The organism is Pseudomonas sp. GW821-FHT02B10, from assembly GCF_059421865.1.
The window spans coordinates 21,096-34,043 of the sequence record NZ_JBWKVU010000019.1; the positions used below are offsets into that span (position 1 = coordinate 21,096).

The window sequence follows — 12,948 nt, forward strand, 5'->3', positions numbered from 1 at the left end:
ATAGCGGGTGAAAGCCCCGTACACTCATGAGGTTTACAACATGACTATTGGTGTAGTCGGTCGTAAATGCGGTATGACCCGTATTTTCACCGAAGAAGGTGTCTCCATTCCGGTCACGGTCATTGAGATCGAGCCGAATCGCGTCACCCAGTTCAAAACTGAAGAAACCGATGGCTATCGTGCAGTGCAAGTCACTGTAGGTGAGCGTCGTGCTTCGCGCGTGACTGCTGCTCAAGCAGGTCACTTCGCTAAAGCGAACGTTGCTGCCGGTCGTGGCGTTTGGGAATTCCGCCTTGAAGAAGGCGAGTACCAAGCTGGCGATCTGATCAATGCAGAAATCTTCGCAGCTGGCCAACTGGTAGATGTTACCGGTCAGTCGAAAGGTAAAGGCTTCGCCGGTACCATCAAGCGTTGGAATTTCCGCGGTCAAGATAACACCCACGGTAACTCCGTTTCCCACCGCGTCCCGGGCTCTATTGGCCAGTGCCAGACTCCTGGTCGTGTATTCAAGGGCAAAAAAATGTCCGGTCATATGGGCGCTGAGCGCGTGACCGTGCAGTCCCTGGAAGTAGTGCGCGTCGACGCTGAACGCAATCTGTTGTTGGTCAAGGGTGCTGTTCCTGGCGCTACTGGCGGCAACCTGGTTGTACGTCCGGCGGCCAAGGCTCGCGGTTAAGGGGAAGCTGACATGCAATTAAATGTAAATGACGCTCAAGCGATCGAAGTTTCCGAACTGACATTTGGCGGCGAATTCAACGAGACGCTGGTTCACCAAGCAGTCGTGGCCTACATGGCCGGCGGCCGTCAAGGTAGCAAGCAGCAAAAGACCCGTTCCGACGTTTCCGGTGGCGGCAAGCGCCCATGGCGTCAGAAAGGTACTGGCCGTGCTCGTGCCGGTACTATCCGTAGCCCAATCTGGCGTGGCGGCGGTACCACTTTCGCAGCTCGTCCACAGGATCACTCCCAGAAGCTGAACAAGAAGATGTATCGCGCAGCAATGCGTTCCATCCTTGCTGAGCTGGTGCGTACTGATCGTCTGGTCGTGGTTCAGGATTTCGCTGTTGAAACTCCGAAAACCAAAGATCTGCTGGGCAAGCTGAACAACATGAGTCTGACCGACGTTCTGATCGTGTCTGACGCTGTTGATCAGAACCTGTACCTGGCTGCTCGTAACCTGCCACACGTTGATGTACGTGACGTGCAAGGTTCCGATCCAGTTAGTCTGATCGCATACGACAAAGTGTTGATCACTGTGTCGGCCGTGAAGAAATTCGAGGAGCTGCTGGGATGAACCAGGAACGCGTATTTAAAGTTCTGCTTGGCCCGCACGTTTCCGAGAAGGCTACGGTTCTGGCAGACAAGAAAGGCCAGTTCGTTTTCAAGGTTGCTACTGATGCAACCAAGCTGGAAATCAAGAAGGCCGTCGAAAGCCTGTTCAGCGTGAAAGTGGAGCGCGTTACTACCCTGAACGTTCTGGGTAAGAGCAAGCGTACCGCTCGCGGTCTGGGCAAGCGTAATGACTGGAAGAAGGCAGTTATCTCCCTTCAGCCAGGCCAAGATCTCGATTTCAGCAGCAGTGCTGAGTAAGGAAGGGGTGCATCATGGCAATCGTTAAATGCAAACCGACTTCCCCTGGCCGCCGTTTTGTGGTCAAGGTGGTCAACCAGGAGCTGCATAAAGGCGCTCCTCACGCACCGCTGCTCGAGAAGAAATCGAAGTCTGGTGGTCGTAACAACAATGGCCGTATTACCACTCGTCACGTTGGTGGTGGTCATAAGCAGCACTACCGTCTGGTCGACTTCCGTCGCAACGACAAAGATGGCATCGCTGCCACTGTCGAGCGTATCGAATACGATCCAAACCGTACTGCTCACATCGCTTTGCTGCTGTACGCAGACGGCGAGCGTCGCTACATCATCGCCCCTAAAGGCGTGAGCGCTGGTGACCAGCTGATCGCAGGTGCTCTGGCACCGATCAAGCCGGGCAACGCTCTGCAACTGCGTAACATTCCAGTTGGTAGCACCGTACACGGCATCGAACTGAAGCCAGGTAAAGGCGCACAAATCGCTCGTTCCGCTGGTGCTTCGGCTCAGCTGATCGCTCGTGAAGGTGTCTACGTGACCCTGCGTCTGCGTTCTGGTGAGATGCGTAAAGTCCTGGCTGAATGCCGTGCGACCCTGGGCGAAGTCTCGAACTCCGAGCACAGCCTGCGTTCGCTGGGTAAAGCTGGTGCCAAACGCTGGCGTGGCGTTCGCCCAACCGTTCGTGGTGTTGCCATGAACCCGGTTGACCACCCACATGGTGGTGGTGAAGGTCGTACCTCTGGTGGTCGTCATCCGGTATCGCCATGGGGCTTCCCGACTAAGGGCGCGAAGACTCGTGGTAATAAGCGTACCGACAAAATGATCGTCCGTCGTCGCAAGTAAATAGAGGGATACGACAGTGCCACGTTCTCTGAAAAAAGGTCCTTTTATTGATCTTCACCTACTGAAGAAGATCGAAGTGGCGGCGGAAAAGAACGATCGCAAACCAGTTAAGACCTGGTCGCGCCGTTCCATGATCCTGCCACAAATGGTCGGTCTGACCATTGCTGTGCATAACGGTCGTCAACATGTTCCAGTTCTCGTGAACGAAGACATGGTCGGCCACAAACTGGGCGAGTTCGCCGGTACCCGTACATATCGCGGGCACGTGGCTGACAAGAAAGCCAAGCGTTAAGGGGTAAGGAACGATGGAAGTAGCCGCTAAGTTGTCGGGCGCTCGAATCTCCGCCCAGAAAGCCCGCTTGGTCGCCGACCAGATCCGCGGGAAGAAGGTGGGCGAAGCGCTCAACCTGTTGGCTTTCAGCAGTAAGAAAGCCGCCGAGATCATGAAGAAAGTGCTGGAGTCGGCCGTAGCCAACGCCGAGCATAACGAAGGCGCAGACGTTGATGACCTGAAGGTCTCCACCGTTTTCGTCAACGAAGGGCGTTCGCTGAAGCGCATCATGCCACGTGCCAAAGGCCGTGCTGATCGCATCGTCAAGCGGTCTTGCCATATCACTGTCAAGGTTGCTGACAAGTAACGGAGTCGAAGAGATGGGTCAGAAAGTACATCCCATTGGCATTCGCCTGGGAATCGTCAAGGAGCACACCTCCGTCTGGTACGCAGACGGTCGGACTTATGCGGACTATTTGCTCGCAGATCTGAATGTGCGTGAGTACCTCCAAGACAAACTAAAAAGCGCGTCCGTAAGCCGTATCGATATCCATCGTCCGGCTCAAACTGCACGCATCACCATCCACACCGCTCGTCCCGGCATCGTGATCGGCAAGAAAGGTGAAGATGTTGAGAAGCTGCGTCAGGACCTGACCAAGCAAATGGGTGTGCCTGTGCACATCAATATCGAAGAGATCCGCAAGCCGGAGCTCGACGGTATGCTGGTTGCCCAGAGCGTAGCTCAGCAGCTGGAGCGTCGCGTAATGTTCCGTCGCGCTATGAAGCGCGCAGTACAGAACGCCATGCGCATTGGTGCCAAAGGCATCAAAATCCAAGTGAGCGGTCGTCTCGGCGGTGCTGAAATCGCACGTACTGAATGGTATCGCGAAGGTCGTGTGCCACTGCACACCCTGCGTGCCGATATCGACTATGCCACCTACGAAGCTCACACCACTTACGGTGTGATCGGTGTGAAGGTTTGGATCTTCAAAGGCGAAGTAATTGGTGGTCGCCAAGAAGAGCTGAAGCCACAAGCACCTGCGCCTCGTAAAAAAGCTGCTAAGTAAGGGGTACGCCAAATGTTGCAACCAAAGCGTACGAAGTTCCGCAAGCAAATGACCGGCCACAACCGTGGTCTGGCATTGCGCGGTAGCAAAGTCAGCTTCGGCGAGTTCGCGCTGAAGTCTGTTGCTCGTGGTCGTCTCACCGCTCGTCAGATCGAGTCAGCGCGTCGTGCTCTGACCCGTCACGTAAAACGTGGCGGCAAGATCTGGATCCGTGTATTCCCGGACAAGCCTATTTCCAAGAAGCCACTCGAAGTTCGGATGGGTAAAGGTAAGGGTAACGTCGAATACTGGGTTGCCCAGATTCAGCCAGGCAAAGTCCTGTATGAAATCGAGGGTGTTTCTGAAGAGCTGGCGCGTGAGGCTTTCGCCCTGGCTGCTGCAAAGCTGCCGCTCGCCACCTCCTTTGTTAAACGGACGGTGATGTGATGAAAGCGAATGAACTTCGTGAAAAATCCGCACAGCAGCTGAACGAGCAACTGCTCGGCCTGCTGCGCGACCAGTTCAATCTGCGTATGCAGAAGGCAACTGGCCAGTTGGGGCAGTCTCATCTGCTCTCGCAAGTTAAGCGTGACATCGCTCGCGTGAAGACTGTGCTCAACCAGCAGGCAGGTAAGTAATCATGGCTGAAGCCGAAAAAACTGTCCGTACGCTGACTGGCCGTGTTGTCAGCGACAAGATGGACAAGACCATCACCGTTCTGATCGAGCGTCGCGTTAAGCACCCTATCTACGGTAAATACGTTAAGCGTTCGACTAAGCTGCACGCGCACGACGAAACCAACCAGTGCCACATCGGCGACAAAGTCACTATTCGTGAAACTCGTCCGATGGCCAAGACCAAGTCTTGGGCGCTGGTTGATGTTCTCGAACGCGCTGTGGAAGTCTAAGGGCTAAGGGTCGGAGAAATTATATGATTCAGACTCAATCCATGCTCGATGTGGCCGATAACAGCGGCGCTCGCCGCGTTATGTGCATCAAGGTGCTGGGTGGCTCCCATCGTCGTTACGCTGGTATCGGTGACATCATCAAGGTTACCGTCAAGGAAGCAATTCCTCGCGGTAAGGTGAAGAAAGGTCAAGTGATGACTGCTGTTGTAGTCCGCACTCGCCATGGCGTCCGTCGTGCTGACGGCTCCATCATCCGCTTTGATGGCAACGCTGCTGTTCTGTTGAACAACAAGCAAGAGCCGATCGGCACCCGTATCTTTGGGCCAGTGACCCGTGAACTTCGTACTGAGAAGTTCATGAAGATCGTCTCGCTCGCCCCAGAAGTGCTGTAAGGAGATCCGACATGCAAAAGATTCGTCGTGACGACGAGATCATCGTGATCGCCGGCAAAGACAAGGGTAAGCGCGGTAAGGTGCTTAAGGTTCTCGCTGACAACCGTCTGGTTGTTGGTGGTCTGAACCTGGTTAAGCGTCATACCAAGCCTAACCCGATGTCGGGCGTACAGGGCGGTATCGTCGAGAAAGAAGCGCCACTGCACGCTTCCAACGTCGCCATTTTCAACGGCGAAACCAACAAGGCTGACCGCGTTGGTTTCAAAGTAGAAGACGGCAAAAAAATTCGTGTCTTCAAGTCGACCCAAAAAGCGGTTGATGCTTGAACACTGCTAGGTAGAAGACCATGGCACGACTACAAGAGATTTACCGGAAGGAAATCGCTCCGAAACTTAAGGATGAACTTAAGCTTTCGAACGTGATGGAAGTTCCGCGCGTTACCAAAATCACCCTGAACATGGGTCTGGGCGAAGCGATCGGCGACAAAAAAGTCATCGAGCACGCTGTTGCTGACCTGGAAAAGATCACCGGCCAGAAAGTCGTTGTGACCTACGCTCGGAAATCCATCGCTGGCTTTAAAGTCCGTGAAGGTTGGCCGATCGGCGTCAAAGTGACCCTGCGTCGTGAGCGTATGTACGAGTTCCTGGATCGTCTGCTGTCGATCTCCCTGCCTCGGGTTCGCGACTTCCGCGGCCTGAATGCCAAGTCCTTCGACGGTCGTGGCAACTACAGCATGGGCGTGAAAGAGCAGATCATCTTCCCGGAAATCGACTACGACAAGATCGATGCTCTCCGCGGTCTGGACATTACCCTGACCACCACTGCCAAGAACGATGATGAAGGCCGCGCTCTGCTGCGTGCTTTCAAATTCCCGTTCCGCAACTGATTGGAGTAGGAAAATGGCCAAGAAGAGCATGAAAAACCGTGAGCTGAAGCGTCAGCTCACCGTTGCCAAGTACGCCACCAAGCGTGCAGCGCTGAAAGCTATCATCGTCGATCTGAACGCAAGTCCAGAAGCGCGTTGGGAAGCTACTGTAGCTCTGCAGAAGCAGCCACGTGACGCAAGCGCTTCGCGCATGCGTAACCGCTGCCGCCTGACTGGTCGTCCGCACGGCGTTTACCGCAAGTTCGGCCTCGGCCGTAACAAGCTGCGTGAAGCTGCAATGCGTGGTGACGTACCAGGTCTGGTTAAAGCCAGCTGGTAATAGCTATCAAAGTCTCGGTGTTCGGGGTCGCAAGATCCTGACCGCCGGTGGCCTTGAACATGAATCAAGCCCCTTTTGGGGCTTGATTCATTTCTGGGGTGTGTCTAGAATGACCGGCTCGCCTGAGCCCGTGTTTTTTGCCCGGAATTTCTCGGCGACAAGCTGTAGCCGCAAGGCTCATTTTTTTTGTATCAGGAGCGTCTAGCCCATGAGTATGCAGGACCCGTTAGCGGACATGCTAACTCGAATCCGTAATGCCCAGATGGCTGAAAAGTCCGTCGTAAGCATGCCGTCTTCCACGCTGAAGGTGGCTGTAGCAAAAGTCCTGAAGGACGAAGGTTACATCGCGGGTTATCAGATCAGCAGCGAAACCAAGCCACTGCTGTCCATCGAGCTGAAATACTTCGAAGGCCGTCCGGTCATCGAGGAAGTGAAGCGCGTTAGCCGTCCAGGCCTGCGTCAGTACAAGTCCGTTGAAGATCTGCCGAAAGTTCGTGGCGGTCTCGGCGTGTCTATCGTCTCCACCAACAAAGGTGTGATGACTGATCGTGCTGCGCGCGCTGCCGGTGTCGGCGGCGAAGTTCTTTGCACTGTGTTCTAAGGGGGGATAAGCATGTCTCGCGTCGCTAAGAACCCCGTTAAGCTGCCAGCTGGTGTTGAAGTTAAATTCGCCGGCCAACAGCTTTCGGTGAAGGGTGCCAAGGGCACTCTCGAACTGAACGTACACTCGTCCGTTGAAATTGTTCAGGAAGCTGGTGAGCTGCGTTTCGCTGCTCGCAATGGCGACCAACAAACCCGCGCAATGGCCGGTACCACTCGTGCGTTGGTAAACAATATGGTCCAAGGCGTAAGCCAAGGCTTCGAGCGCAAGCTCCAGCTGGTCGGTGTTGGTTACAAGGCACAAGCAAAAGGCACAGTGCTGAACTTGGCCCTTGGCTTCTCGCATCCAGTGGACTACGAGCTGCCGGAAGGCATCACCGCTGAGACTCCTAGCCAGACCGATATCCTGATCAAGGGCATCGACAAGCAGCTGGTAGGTCAAGTGGCCGCTGAGATCCGCGACTTCCGTCCGCCAGAGCCTTACAAAGGTAAAGGTGTGCGCTACGCGGACGAAGTCGTCCGTCGTAAAGAAGCCAAGAAGAAGTAGGGCATAGCAAATGACCGACAAAAAAGTTACTCGACTGCGTCGCGCTCGCAAAGCACGCCTGAAAATGCACGAACTCGAAGTCGTGCGTCTCTGCGTGTTCCGCTCTTCGCAGCACATCTACGCCCAGGTCATTTCGGCCGACGGCAACAAGGTCCTGGCAAGTGCCTCGACTTTGGATAAAGAACTGCGTGATGGCGCCACTGGCAACATCGACGCGGCCACTAAGGTTGGCCAGCTGGTCGCTACGCGTGCAAAAGCCGCTGGCGTCTCGCAGGTGGCTTTCGACCGCTCTGGCTTCAAGTACCACGGCCGCGTCAAGGCGCTGGCTGATGCTGCTCGTGAAGCTGGGCTGGAGTTCTAAGTTATGTCAAATAACGACCAAAAGCGCGACGAAGGCTACATTGAGAAGCTGGTTCAAGTTAACCGCGTAGCCAAAACCGTAAAAGGCGGCCGTATCTTCACTTTCACCGCGTTGACCGTGGTTGGTGATGGTAAAGGTCGCGTTGGCTTCGGCCGTGGCAAGTCGCGTGAAGTGCCTGCTGCGATCCAGAAGGCAATGGAAGCTGCTCGCCGCAACATGATCCAAGTTGATCTGAACGGCACTACCCTGCAGTACGCAATGAAGTCCGCTCACGGAGCTTCGAAGGTGTACATGCAGCCTGCTTCTGAAGGTACCGGTATCATCGCTGGCGGCGCTATGCGTGCTGTCCTCGAAGTTGCTGGCGTTCAGAACGTTCTGGCCAAGTGCTACGGCTCGACTAACCCAGTAAACGTGGTTCACGCCACTTTCAAGGGTTTGAAAGCAATGCAGTCCCCTGAATCCATTGCCGCCAAGCGTGGCAAAAGCGTCCAGGAGATCATCTGATCATGGCTACCGTTAAAGTAACGCTGATCAAAAGCATGACCGGCCGTATCCCTAACCACAAACTGTGCGTTAAGGGTCTGGGTCTGCGTCGCATCGGTCACACTGTAGAAGTCCAGGATACTCCCGAGAACCGCGGGATGATCAACAAGGCTTACTACATGCTGCGTGTCGAGGGTTAATCGATGAAACTCAATGATCTGAGTCCAGCGCCGGGTTCCCGTCGCGAAAAGCATCGTCCGGGCCGTGGTATCGGTAGTGGTTTGGGTAAGACTGGTGGCCGTGGTCACAAAGGTCAGACTTCCCGCTCCGGTGGCACCATTGCTCCAGGCTTTGAAGGCGGTCAACAGCCGCTGCATCGTCGTCTGCCAAAGTTCGGTTTCGTATCCCTGAAGGCCATGGACCGCGCAGAAGTGCGTCTGTCCGAGCTGGCTAAAGTGGAAGGCGACATCGTCACCGTGCAGTCCCTGAAAGATGCCAACGTGATTAACCAAAACGTACAGCGTGTGAAAATCATGCTGTCCGGCGAAGTTACTCGCGCTGTGACTATCAAGGGCATCGCAGCCACCAAAGGTGCGCGTGCGGCTATCGAAGCAGCTGGCGGCAAGTTCGAGGAATAAATGGCTAAGCAAGGTGCTCTCTCTGCGCTCGGCAAAGGCGGTATGTCTGAACTCTGGGCTCGTCTGCGTTTTCTGTTCTTGGCGATTATCGTCTACCGAATAGGCGCACACATCCCGGTTCCAGGTATCAACCCTGACCGACTCGCAGACCTGTTTCGACAGAATGAGGGGACCATTCTTAGCTTGTTCAACATGTTTTCCGGCGGCGCGCTGGAACGGATGAGCATCTTTGCACTGGGGATCATGCCGTACATCTCGGCATCGATCATCATGCAGCTGATGACCGCCGTCAGCCCGCAGCTGGAGCAGTTGAAGAAGGAAGGTGAAGCTGGCCGTCGCAAGATCAGCCAGTACACCCGCTACGGCACTGTCGTCCTAGCTCTTGTTCAGGCCATCGGCATGTCCGTTGGCCTGGCGGGGCAGGGCGTTGCGTTCACTGGTGACTTTGGCTTCCATTTCGTCGCGGTATCCACTTTTGTGGCTGGTGCGATGTTCATGATGTGGCTGGGTGAGCAGATTACTGAGCGTGGTGTTGGCAACGGTATCTCGATGTTGATTTTCGCAGGTATCGTCGCCGGTCTTCCGAGAGCGATCGGGCAGTCTTTCGAGTCTGCGCGTCAGGGTGATATCAACATTTTTGCCCTGGTTGCCATCGGTTTGCTGGCAGTAGCGATTATCGGTTTTGTGGTGTTCATTGAGCGTGGCCAGCGTCGTATTGCTGTTCACTATGCCAAGCGTCAGCAAGGCCGTAAGGTGTTTGCTGCGCAGACTAGCCACTTGCCGCTGAAAGTGAATATGGCAGGCGTTATTCCTGCTATTTTCGCGAGCAGCATTTTGCTGTTCCCGGCTTCGTTGGGTGCCTGGTTCGGTCAGTCTGAAGGTATGGGCTGGTTGCAGGACATCTCGCAGTCGATCGCTCCTGGTCAGCCGTTGAATATTCTGCTGTTTAGTGCAGGGATTATTTTCTTCTGCTTCTTCTATACGGCGTTGATGTTCAATCCGAAAGACGTAGCGGAAAACCTGAAGAAGTCCGGTGCCTTTATTCCGGGCATCCGTCCAGGTGAGCAGTCTGCGCGCTACATTGATGGCGTTCTGACCCGCTTGACCATGTTCGGTGCTCTATATATGACGGCCGTCTGCCTGTTGCCCCAGTTCCTGGTGGTTGCAGCAAACGTTCCGTTCTACCTTGGCGGGACCTCGTTGCTGATCGTGGTCGTGGTTGTTATGGACTTTATGTCGCAAGTACAATCGCACCTCGTTTCGCACCAGTACGAATCCCTGATGAAGAAAGCCAACCTGAAGGGTTACGGCAGCGGCATGCTGCGCTGACCCATAAGGTTCGAGGAGTTGGTGATGAAAGTTCGTGCATCGGTGAAAAAGCTGTGCCGTAACTGCAAGATTATTCGCCGCGAAGGTGTTGTTCGAGTAATTTGCAGCGCGGAACCGCGTCACAAACAGCGCCAAGGCTGAGTGTGATTGTGCTTCAAGCCCAGCAGCTAGTGCGCTGCTGGGTTGATTATTTGTTATTACAGCGATATTATCTCGCGCCCTATTTCTTGGCTTCCGGGGCGTAGGTAGCTGTCAATTGGAGTCCCACTGAATGGCCCGTATTGCAGGCGTTAACATTCCAGATAACAAGCATACTGTTATCTCGCTGACCTACATCTATGGTGTTGGTCGCACGACTGCGCAGAAAATCTGTGCAGAGACTGGGGTCAACCCAGCCGCAAAGATCAAGGATCTGAGCGACGAGCAAATTGAACAGCTGCGTGGCGAAGTGGCGAAGTTCACCACTGAAGGTGACCTGCGTCGCGAAATCAACATGAAAATCAAACGCTTGATGGATCTGGGCTGCTACCGCGGTCTGCGCCATCGTCGTGGTCTTCCAGTGCGCGGTCAGCGTACCAAGACCAACGCGCGTACTCGCAAAGGTCCGCGTAAGCCGATCCGCAAGTAATCGCACCAGCGAATCGACAGGAATTTAGTCATGGCAAAACCTGCTGCTCGTCCTCGTAAAAAGATTAAAAAGACAGTGGTTGATGGCATCGCCCACATCCACGCGTCTTTCAACAACACCATCGTGACCATCACCGACCGTCAAGGTAACGCTCTTTCCTGGGCAACCTCCGGTGGTTCGGGTTTCCGCGGTTCCCGCAAGTCCACCCCGTTCGCTGCTCAAGTAGCTGCTGAGCGTGCTGGTCAAGCTGCGCTGGAATATGGCCTGAAAAACCTCGACGTTAACGTCAAGGGCCCAGGTCCAGGTCGTGAATCCGCAGTCCGCGCTTTGAACGGCTGTGGCTACAAGATCGCCAGCATCACCGACGTGACGCCAATCCCGCATAACGGGTGCCGTCCGCCGAAGAAGCGCCGCGTGTAATCCAGGAGATTGTAAAGAATGGCTCGTTACATTGGTCCAAAATGCAAACTGGCTCGTCGCGAAGGCACCGATCTCTTCCTGAAGAGCGGCGTGCGCGCTATCGAATCCAAGTGCAACATCGAAGCAGCACCTGGTATCCACGGCCAGCGCCGCGGTCGCCAGTCCGACTACGGCACCCAGCTGCGTGAAAAACAGAAGGTCCGTCGTATCTACGGCGTTCTCGAGCGTCAATTCAGCGGCTACTACAAAGAAGCTGCCGGCAAGAAGGGTGCAACCGGTGAAAACCTGCTGCAACTGCTCGAATGCCGTCTGGACAACGTTGTATACCGTATGGGCTTCGGTTCGACTCGTGCCGAATCTCGTCAGCTGGTATCGCACAAGTCGATCAGCGTAAACGGTCAGACCGTTAACGTTCCGTCCTACCAGGTTCGTGCTGGTGACGTGGTTGCTGTTCGCGAGAAAGCAAAAAACCAACTTCGCATTGTCCAAGCTCTCGATCTGTGTGCCCAACGTGGCCGCGTAGAATGGGTAGAAGTAGACACTGAGAAGAAGTCGGGCGTTTTCAAGAACGTTCCAGCTCGCAGTGATCTGTCCGCCGACATCAACGAAAGCCTGATTGTCGAGCTCTACTCCAAGTAAGGGCTAGAAAATAGGTGCATCCATGCAGATTTCGGTAAATGAGTTCCTGACACCCCGCCATATTGATGTGCAGGTTGTCAGTCCAACCCGCGCCAAGATCACCCTCGAGCCTCTCGAGCGTGGTTTTGGCCACACCCTGGGCAACGCGCTGCGCCGCATCCTGTTGTCCTCAATGCCCGGCTGTGCAGTAGTCGAGGCCGAGATTGACGGTGTGCTCCACGAGTACAGCGCCATCGAAGGTGTACAGGAAGACGTAATTGAAATCCTGTTGAACCTTAAAGGTCTGGCTATCAAGCTGCACGGCCGTGACGAAGTTACGCTGACCTTGTCGAAGAAGGGTTCGGGGGTGGTTACCGCTGCCGATATTCAGCTGGATCATGATGTCGAGATCGTTAACCCCGATCACGTAATCGCTAACCTGGCGTCTAACGGCGCCCTGAACATGAAGCTCGTAGTAGCTCGTGGTCGTGGTTATGAACCGGCAGACTCGCGTCAGAGCGATGAAGACGAAAGCCGCAGCATCGGTCGCTTGCAGCTTGACTCTTCGTTCAGCCCGGTTCGCCGTATCGCATACGTGGTGGAAAACGCCCGTGTCGAGCAGCGTACCAACCTGGACAAGCTGGTTATTGATCTGGAAACCAACGGTACCCTGGATCCTGAAGAGGCTATCCGTCGTGCTGCAACCATCCTGCAACAGCAGTTGGCTGCGTTCGTCGACCTCAAAGGTGACAGTGAGCCAGTGGTAATCGAGCAGGAAGACGAGATCGATCCGATCCTGCTTCGCCCGGTTGACGATCTGGAACTGACTGTACGTTCGGCTAACTGCCTTAAGGCGGAAAACATTTACTACATCGGCGACCTGATTCAGCGTACCGAAGTAGAACTGTTGAAGACTCCGAACCTTGGCAAGAAATCCTTGACCGAAATCAAGGACGTTCTGGCCTCCCGCGGTCTGTCCCTCGGCATGCGCCTCGACAACTGGCCGCCTGCAAGTCTTAAGAAGGACGACAAGGCGACTGCCTGATCGTCGTAATCACCGAACGTTGTGTTTGGTAA

General features: G+C 54.8%; 26 protein-coding genes. All 26 read left to right on the forward strand.

Translation table 11 applies throughout. The annotated features are described in order from the left end of the window. Positions 1 to 40 precede the first annotated feature (40 nt). The 26 genes from rplC to AC07VU_RS28830 all read left to right on the forward strand — a co-directional run bounded on the left by rplC (position 41) and on the right by AC07VU_RS28830 (position 12,916). Positions 41 to 676: a 50S ribosomal protein L3 gene (rplC, locus tag AC07VU_RS28705; RefSeq protein WP_007924205.1), complete on the forward strand. Its 636-nt coding sequence runs from the start codon at positions 41 to 43 to the stop codon at positions 674 to 676. Between the two features lie 12 nt (positions 677 to 688). Beyond that, positions 689 to 1,291, forward strand: a complete 603-nt coding sequence (rplD, locus tag AC07VU_RS28710) for a 50S ribosomal protein L4 (RefSeq protein ID WP_007924200.1) — start codon at positions 689 to 691, stop codon at positions 1,289 to 1,291. Further along, complete coding sequence (rplW, locus tag AC07VU_RS28715) at positions 1,288 to 1,587, forward strand: 50S ribosomal protein L23 (RefSeq protein ID WP_002555488.1); 300 nt, start codon at positions 1,288 to 1,290, stop codon at positions 1,585 to 1,587. Before rplD ends, rplW begins: the two co-directional genes overlap by 4 nt. 14 nt (positions 1,588 to 1,601) lie before the next feature. Then, the gene (rplB, locus tag AC07VU_RS28720) at positions 1,602 to 2,426 is read left to right on the forward strand and encodes a 50S ribosomal protein L2 (protein ID WP_007924198.1); all 825 of its coding nucleotides are present in this window, start codon (positions 1,602 to 1,604) and stop codon (positions 2,424 to 2,426) included. 16 nt (positions 2,427 to 2,442) lie between these two features. Continuing rightward, the gene (rpsS, locus tag AC07VU_RS28725; protein WP_002555486.1) at positions 2,443 to 2,718 is read left to right on the forward strand and encodes a 30S ribosomal protein S19; all 276 of its coding nucleotides are present in this window, start codon (positions 2,443 to 2,445) and stop codon (positions 2,716 to 2,718) included. A 13-nt stretch (positions 2,719 to 2,731) separates the two neighbouring features. Further along, entirely contained in the window at positions 2,732 to 3,064 is a 333-nt protein-coding gene (gene rplV, locus AC07VU_RS28730) for a 50S ribosomal protein L22 (protein WP_003103908.1), read from the forward strand. 13 nt (positions 3,065 to 3,077) lie between these two features. After that, complete coding sequence (gene rpsC, locus AC07VU_RS28735; RefSeq protein ID WP_007924192.1) at positions 3,078 to 3,764, forward strand: 30S ribosomal protein S3; 687 nt, start codon at positions 3,078 to 3,080, stop codon at positions 3,762 to 3,764. Positions 3,765 to 3,776: 12 nt separating this feature from the next. Then, a complete protein-coding gene (gene rplP / locus AC07VU_RS28740) occupies positions 3,777 to 4,190 on the forward strand; it encodes a 50S ribosomal protein L16 (protein WP_003228729.1) in 414 nt (137 codons plus the stop codon). After that, positions 4,190 to 4,381, forward strand: coding sequence for a 50S ribosomal protein L29 (rpmC, locus tag AC07VU_RS28745; RefSeq protein ID WP_002555481.1), 192 nt, complete (start codon positions 4,190 to 4,192; stop codon positions 4,379 to 4,381). The genes rplP and rpmC overlap by 1 nt, the downstream gene beginning before the upstream one ends. A 2-nt stretch (positions 4,382 to 4,383) precedes the next feature. Further along, the gene (gene rpsQ, locus AC07VU_RS28750; RefSeq protein WP_003194644.1) at positions 4,384 to 4,650 is read left to right on the forward strand and encodes a 30S ribosomal protein S17; all 267 of its coding nucleotides are present in this window, start codon (positions 4,384 to 4,386) and stop codon (positions 4,648 to 4,650) included. Positions 4,651 to 4,673: 23 nt separating this feature from the next. Further along, positions 4,674 to 5,042: a 50S ribosomal protein L14 gene (gene rplN / locus AC07VU_RS28755; RefSeq protein ID WP_002555479.1), complete on the forward strand. Its 369-nt coding sequence runs from the start codon at positions 4,674 to 4,676 to the stop codon at positions 5,040 to 5,042. An 11-nt stretch (positions 5,043 to 5,053) separates the two neighbouring features. Beyond that, positions 5,054 to 5,368 carry a 50S ribosomal protein L24 gene (rplX, locus tag AC07VU_RS28760; protein ID WP_003186046.1) on the forward strand — a complete coding sequence of 105 codons (315 nt, stop codon included), beginning with the start codon at positions 5,054 to 5,056 and terminating at the stop codon, positions 5,366 to 5,368. A 20-nt stretch (positions 5,369 to 5,388) separates the two neighbouring features. Continuing rightward, positions 5,389 to 5,928 (forward strand): 50S ribosomal protein L5, encoded by a 540-nt coding sequence (gene rplE / locus AC07VU_RS28765; protein ID WP_007924186.1) that lies wholly within the window; start codon positions 5,389 to 5,391, stop codon positions 5,926 to 5,928. 13 nt (positions 5,929 to 5,941) lie between these two features. Further along, positions 5,942 to 6,247, forward strand: a complete 306-nt coding sequence (gene rpsN / locus AC07VU_RS28770; protein WP_003228726.1) for a 30S ribosomal protein S14 — start codon at positions 5,942 to 5,944, stop codon at positions 6,245 to 6,247. Positions 6,248 to 6,455: 208 nt separating this feature from the next. Beyond that, positions 6,456 to 6,848: a 30S ribosomal protein S8 gene (rpsH, locus tag AC07VU_RS28775; protein ID WP_003228724.1), complete on the forward strand. Its 393-nt coding sequence runs from the start codon at positions 6,456 to 6,458 to the stop codon at positions 6,846 to 6,848. A gap of 12 nt (positions 6,849 to 6,860) precedes the next feature. Beyond that, entirely contained in the window at positions 6,861 to 7,394 is a 534-nt protein-coding gene (gene rplF / locus AC07VU_RS28780; RefSeq protein ID WP_007924185.1) for a 50S ribosomal protein L6, read from the forward strand. Positions 7,395 to 7,404: 10 nt separating this feature from the next. Then, on the forward strand, positions 7,405 to 7,755 hold the full coding sequence (gene rplR / locus AC07VU_RS28785; RefSeq protein ID WP_003186037.1) for a 50S ribosomal protein L18: 351 nt from the start codon (positions 7,405 to 7,407) through the stop codon (positions 7,753 to 7,755). A 3-nt stretch (positions 7,756 to 7,758) separates the two neighbouring features. Next, the gene (rpsE, locus tag AC07VU_RS28790; RefSeq protein ID WP_007924184.1) at positions 7,759 to 8,259 is read left to right on the forward strand and encodes a 30S ribosomal protein S5; all 501 of its coding nucleotides are present in this window, start codon (positions 7,759 to 7,761) and stop codon (positions 8,257 to 8,259) included. A gap of 2 nt (positions 8,260 to 8,261) precedes the next feature. Next, positions 8,262 to 8,438, forward strand: a complete 177-nt coding sequence (gene rpmD, locus AC07VU_RS28795) for a 50S ribosomal protein L30 (protein ID WP_003176408.1) — start codon at positions 8,262 to 8,264, stop codon at positions 8,436 to 8,438. A gap of 3 nt (positions 8,439 to 8,441) precedes the next feature. After that, positions 8,442 to 8,876 (forward strand): 50S ribosomal protein L15, encoded by a 435-nt coding sequence (rplO, locus tag AC07VU_RS28800; RefSeq protein ID WP_007924183.1) that lies wholly within the window; start codon positions 8,442 to 8,444, stop codon positions 8,874 to 8,876. Further along, positions 8,877 to 10,205, forward strand: a complete 1,329-nt coding sequence (gene secY / locus AC07VU_RS28805) for a preprotein translocase subunit SecY (RefSeq protein ID WP_007924182.1) — start codon at positions 8,877 to 8,879, stop codon at positions 10,203 to 10,205. Positions 10,206 to 10,229: 24 nt separating this feature from the next. Continuing rightward, positions 10,230 to 10,346: a 50S ribosomal protein L36 gene (gene rpmJ, locus AC07VU_RS28810; protein WP_002555468.1), complete on the forward strand. Its 117-nt coding sequence runs from the start codon at positions 10,230 to 10,232 to the stop codon at positions 10,344 to 10,346. Between the two features lie 130 nt (positions 10,347 to 10,476). Then, positions 10,477 to 10,833: a 30S ribosomal protein S13 gene (rpsM, locus tag AC07VU_RS28815; protein WP_009045849.1), complete on the forward strand. Its 357-nt coding sequence runs from the start codon at positions 10,477 to 10,479 to the stop codon at positions 10,831 to 10,833. 30 nt (positions 10,834 to 10,863) lie between these two features. Beyond that, positions 10,864 to 11,253, forward strand: a complete 390-nt coding sequence (gene rpsK, locus AC07VU_RS28820) for a 30S ribosomal protein S11 (RefSeq protein WP_007924177.1) — start codon at positions 10,864 to 10,866, stop codon at positions 11,251 to 11,253. Between the two features lie 18 nt (positions 11,254 to 11,271). Beyond that, entirely contained in the window at positions 11,272 to 11,892 is a 621-nt protein-coding gene (gene rpsD / locus AC07VU_RS28825; protein WP_003176404.1) for a 30S ribosomal protein S4, read from the forward strand. 22 nt (positions 11,893 to 11,914) lie between these two features. Continuing rightward, positions 11,915 to 12,916, forward strand: a complete 1,002-nt coding sequence (locus tag AC07VU_RS28830; RefSeq protein ID WP_007924176.1) for a DNA-directed RNA polymerase subunit alpha — start codon at positions 11,915 to 11,917, stop codon at positions 12,914 to 12,916. Positions 12,917 to 12,948 lie beyond the last annotated feature (32 nt).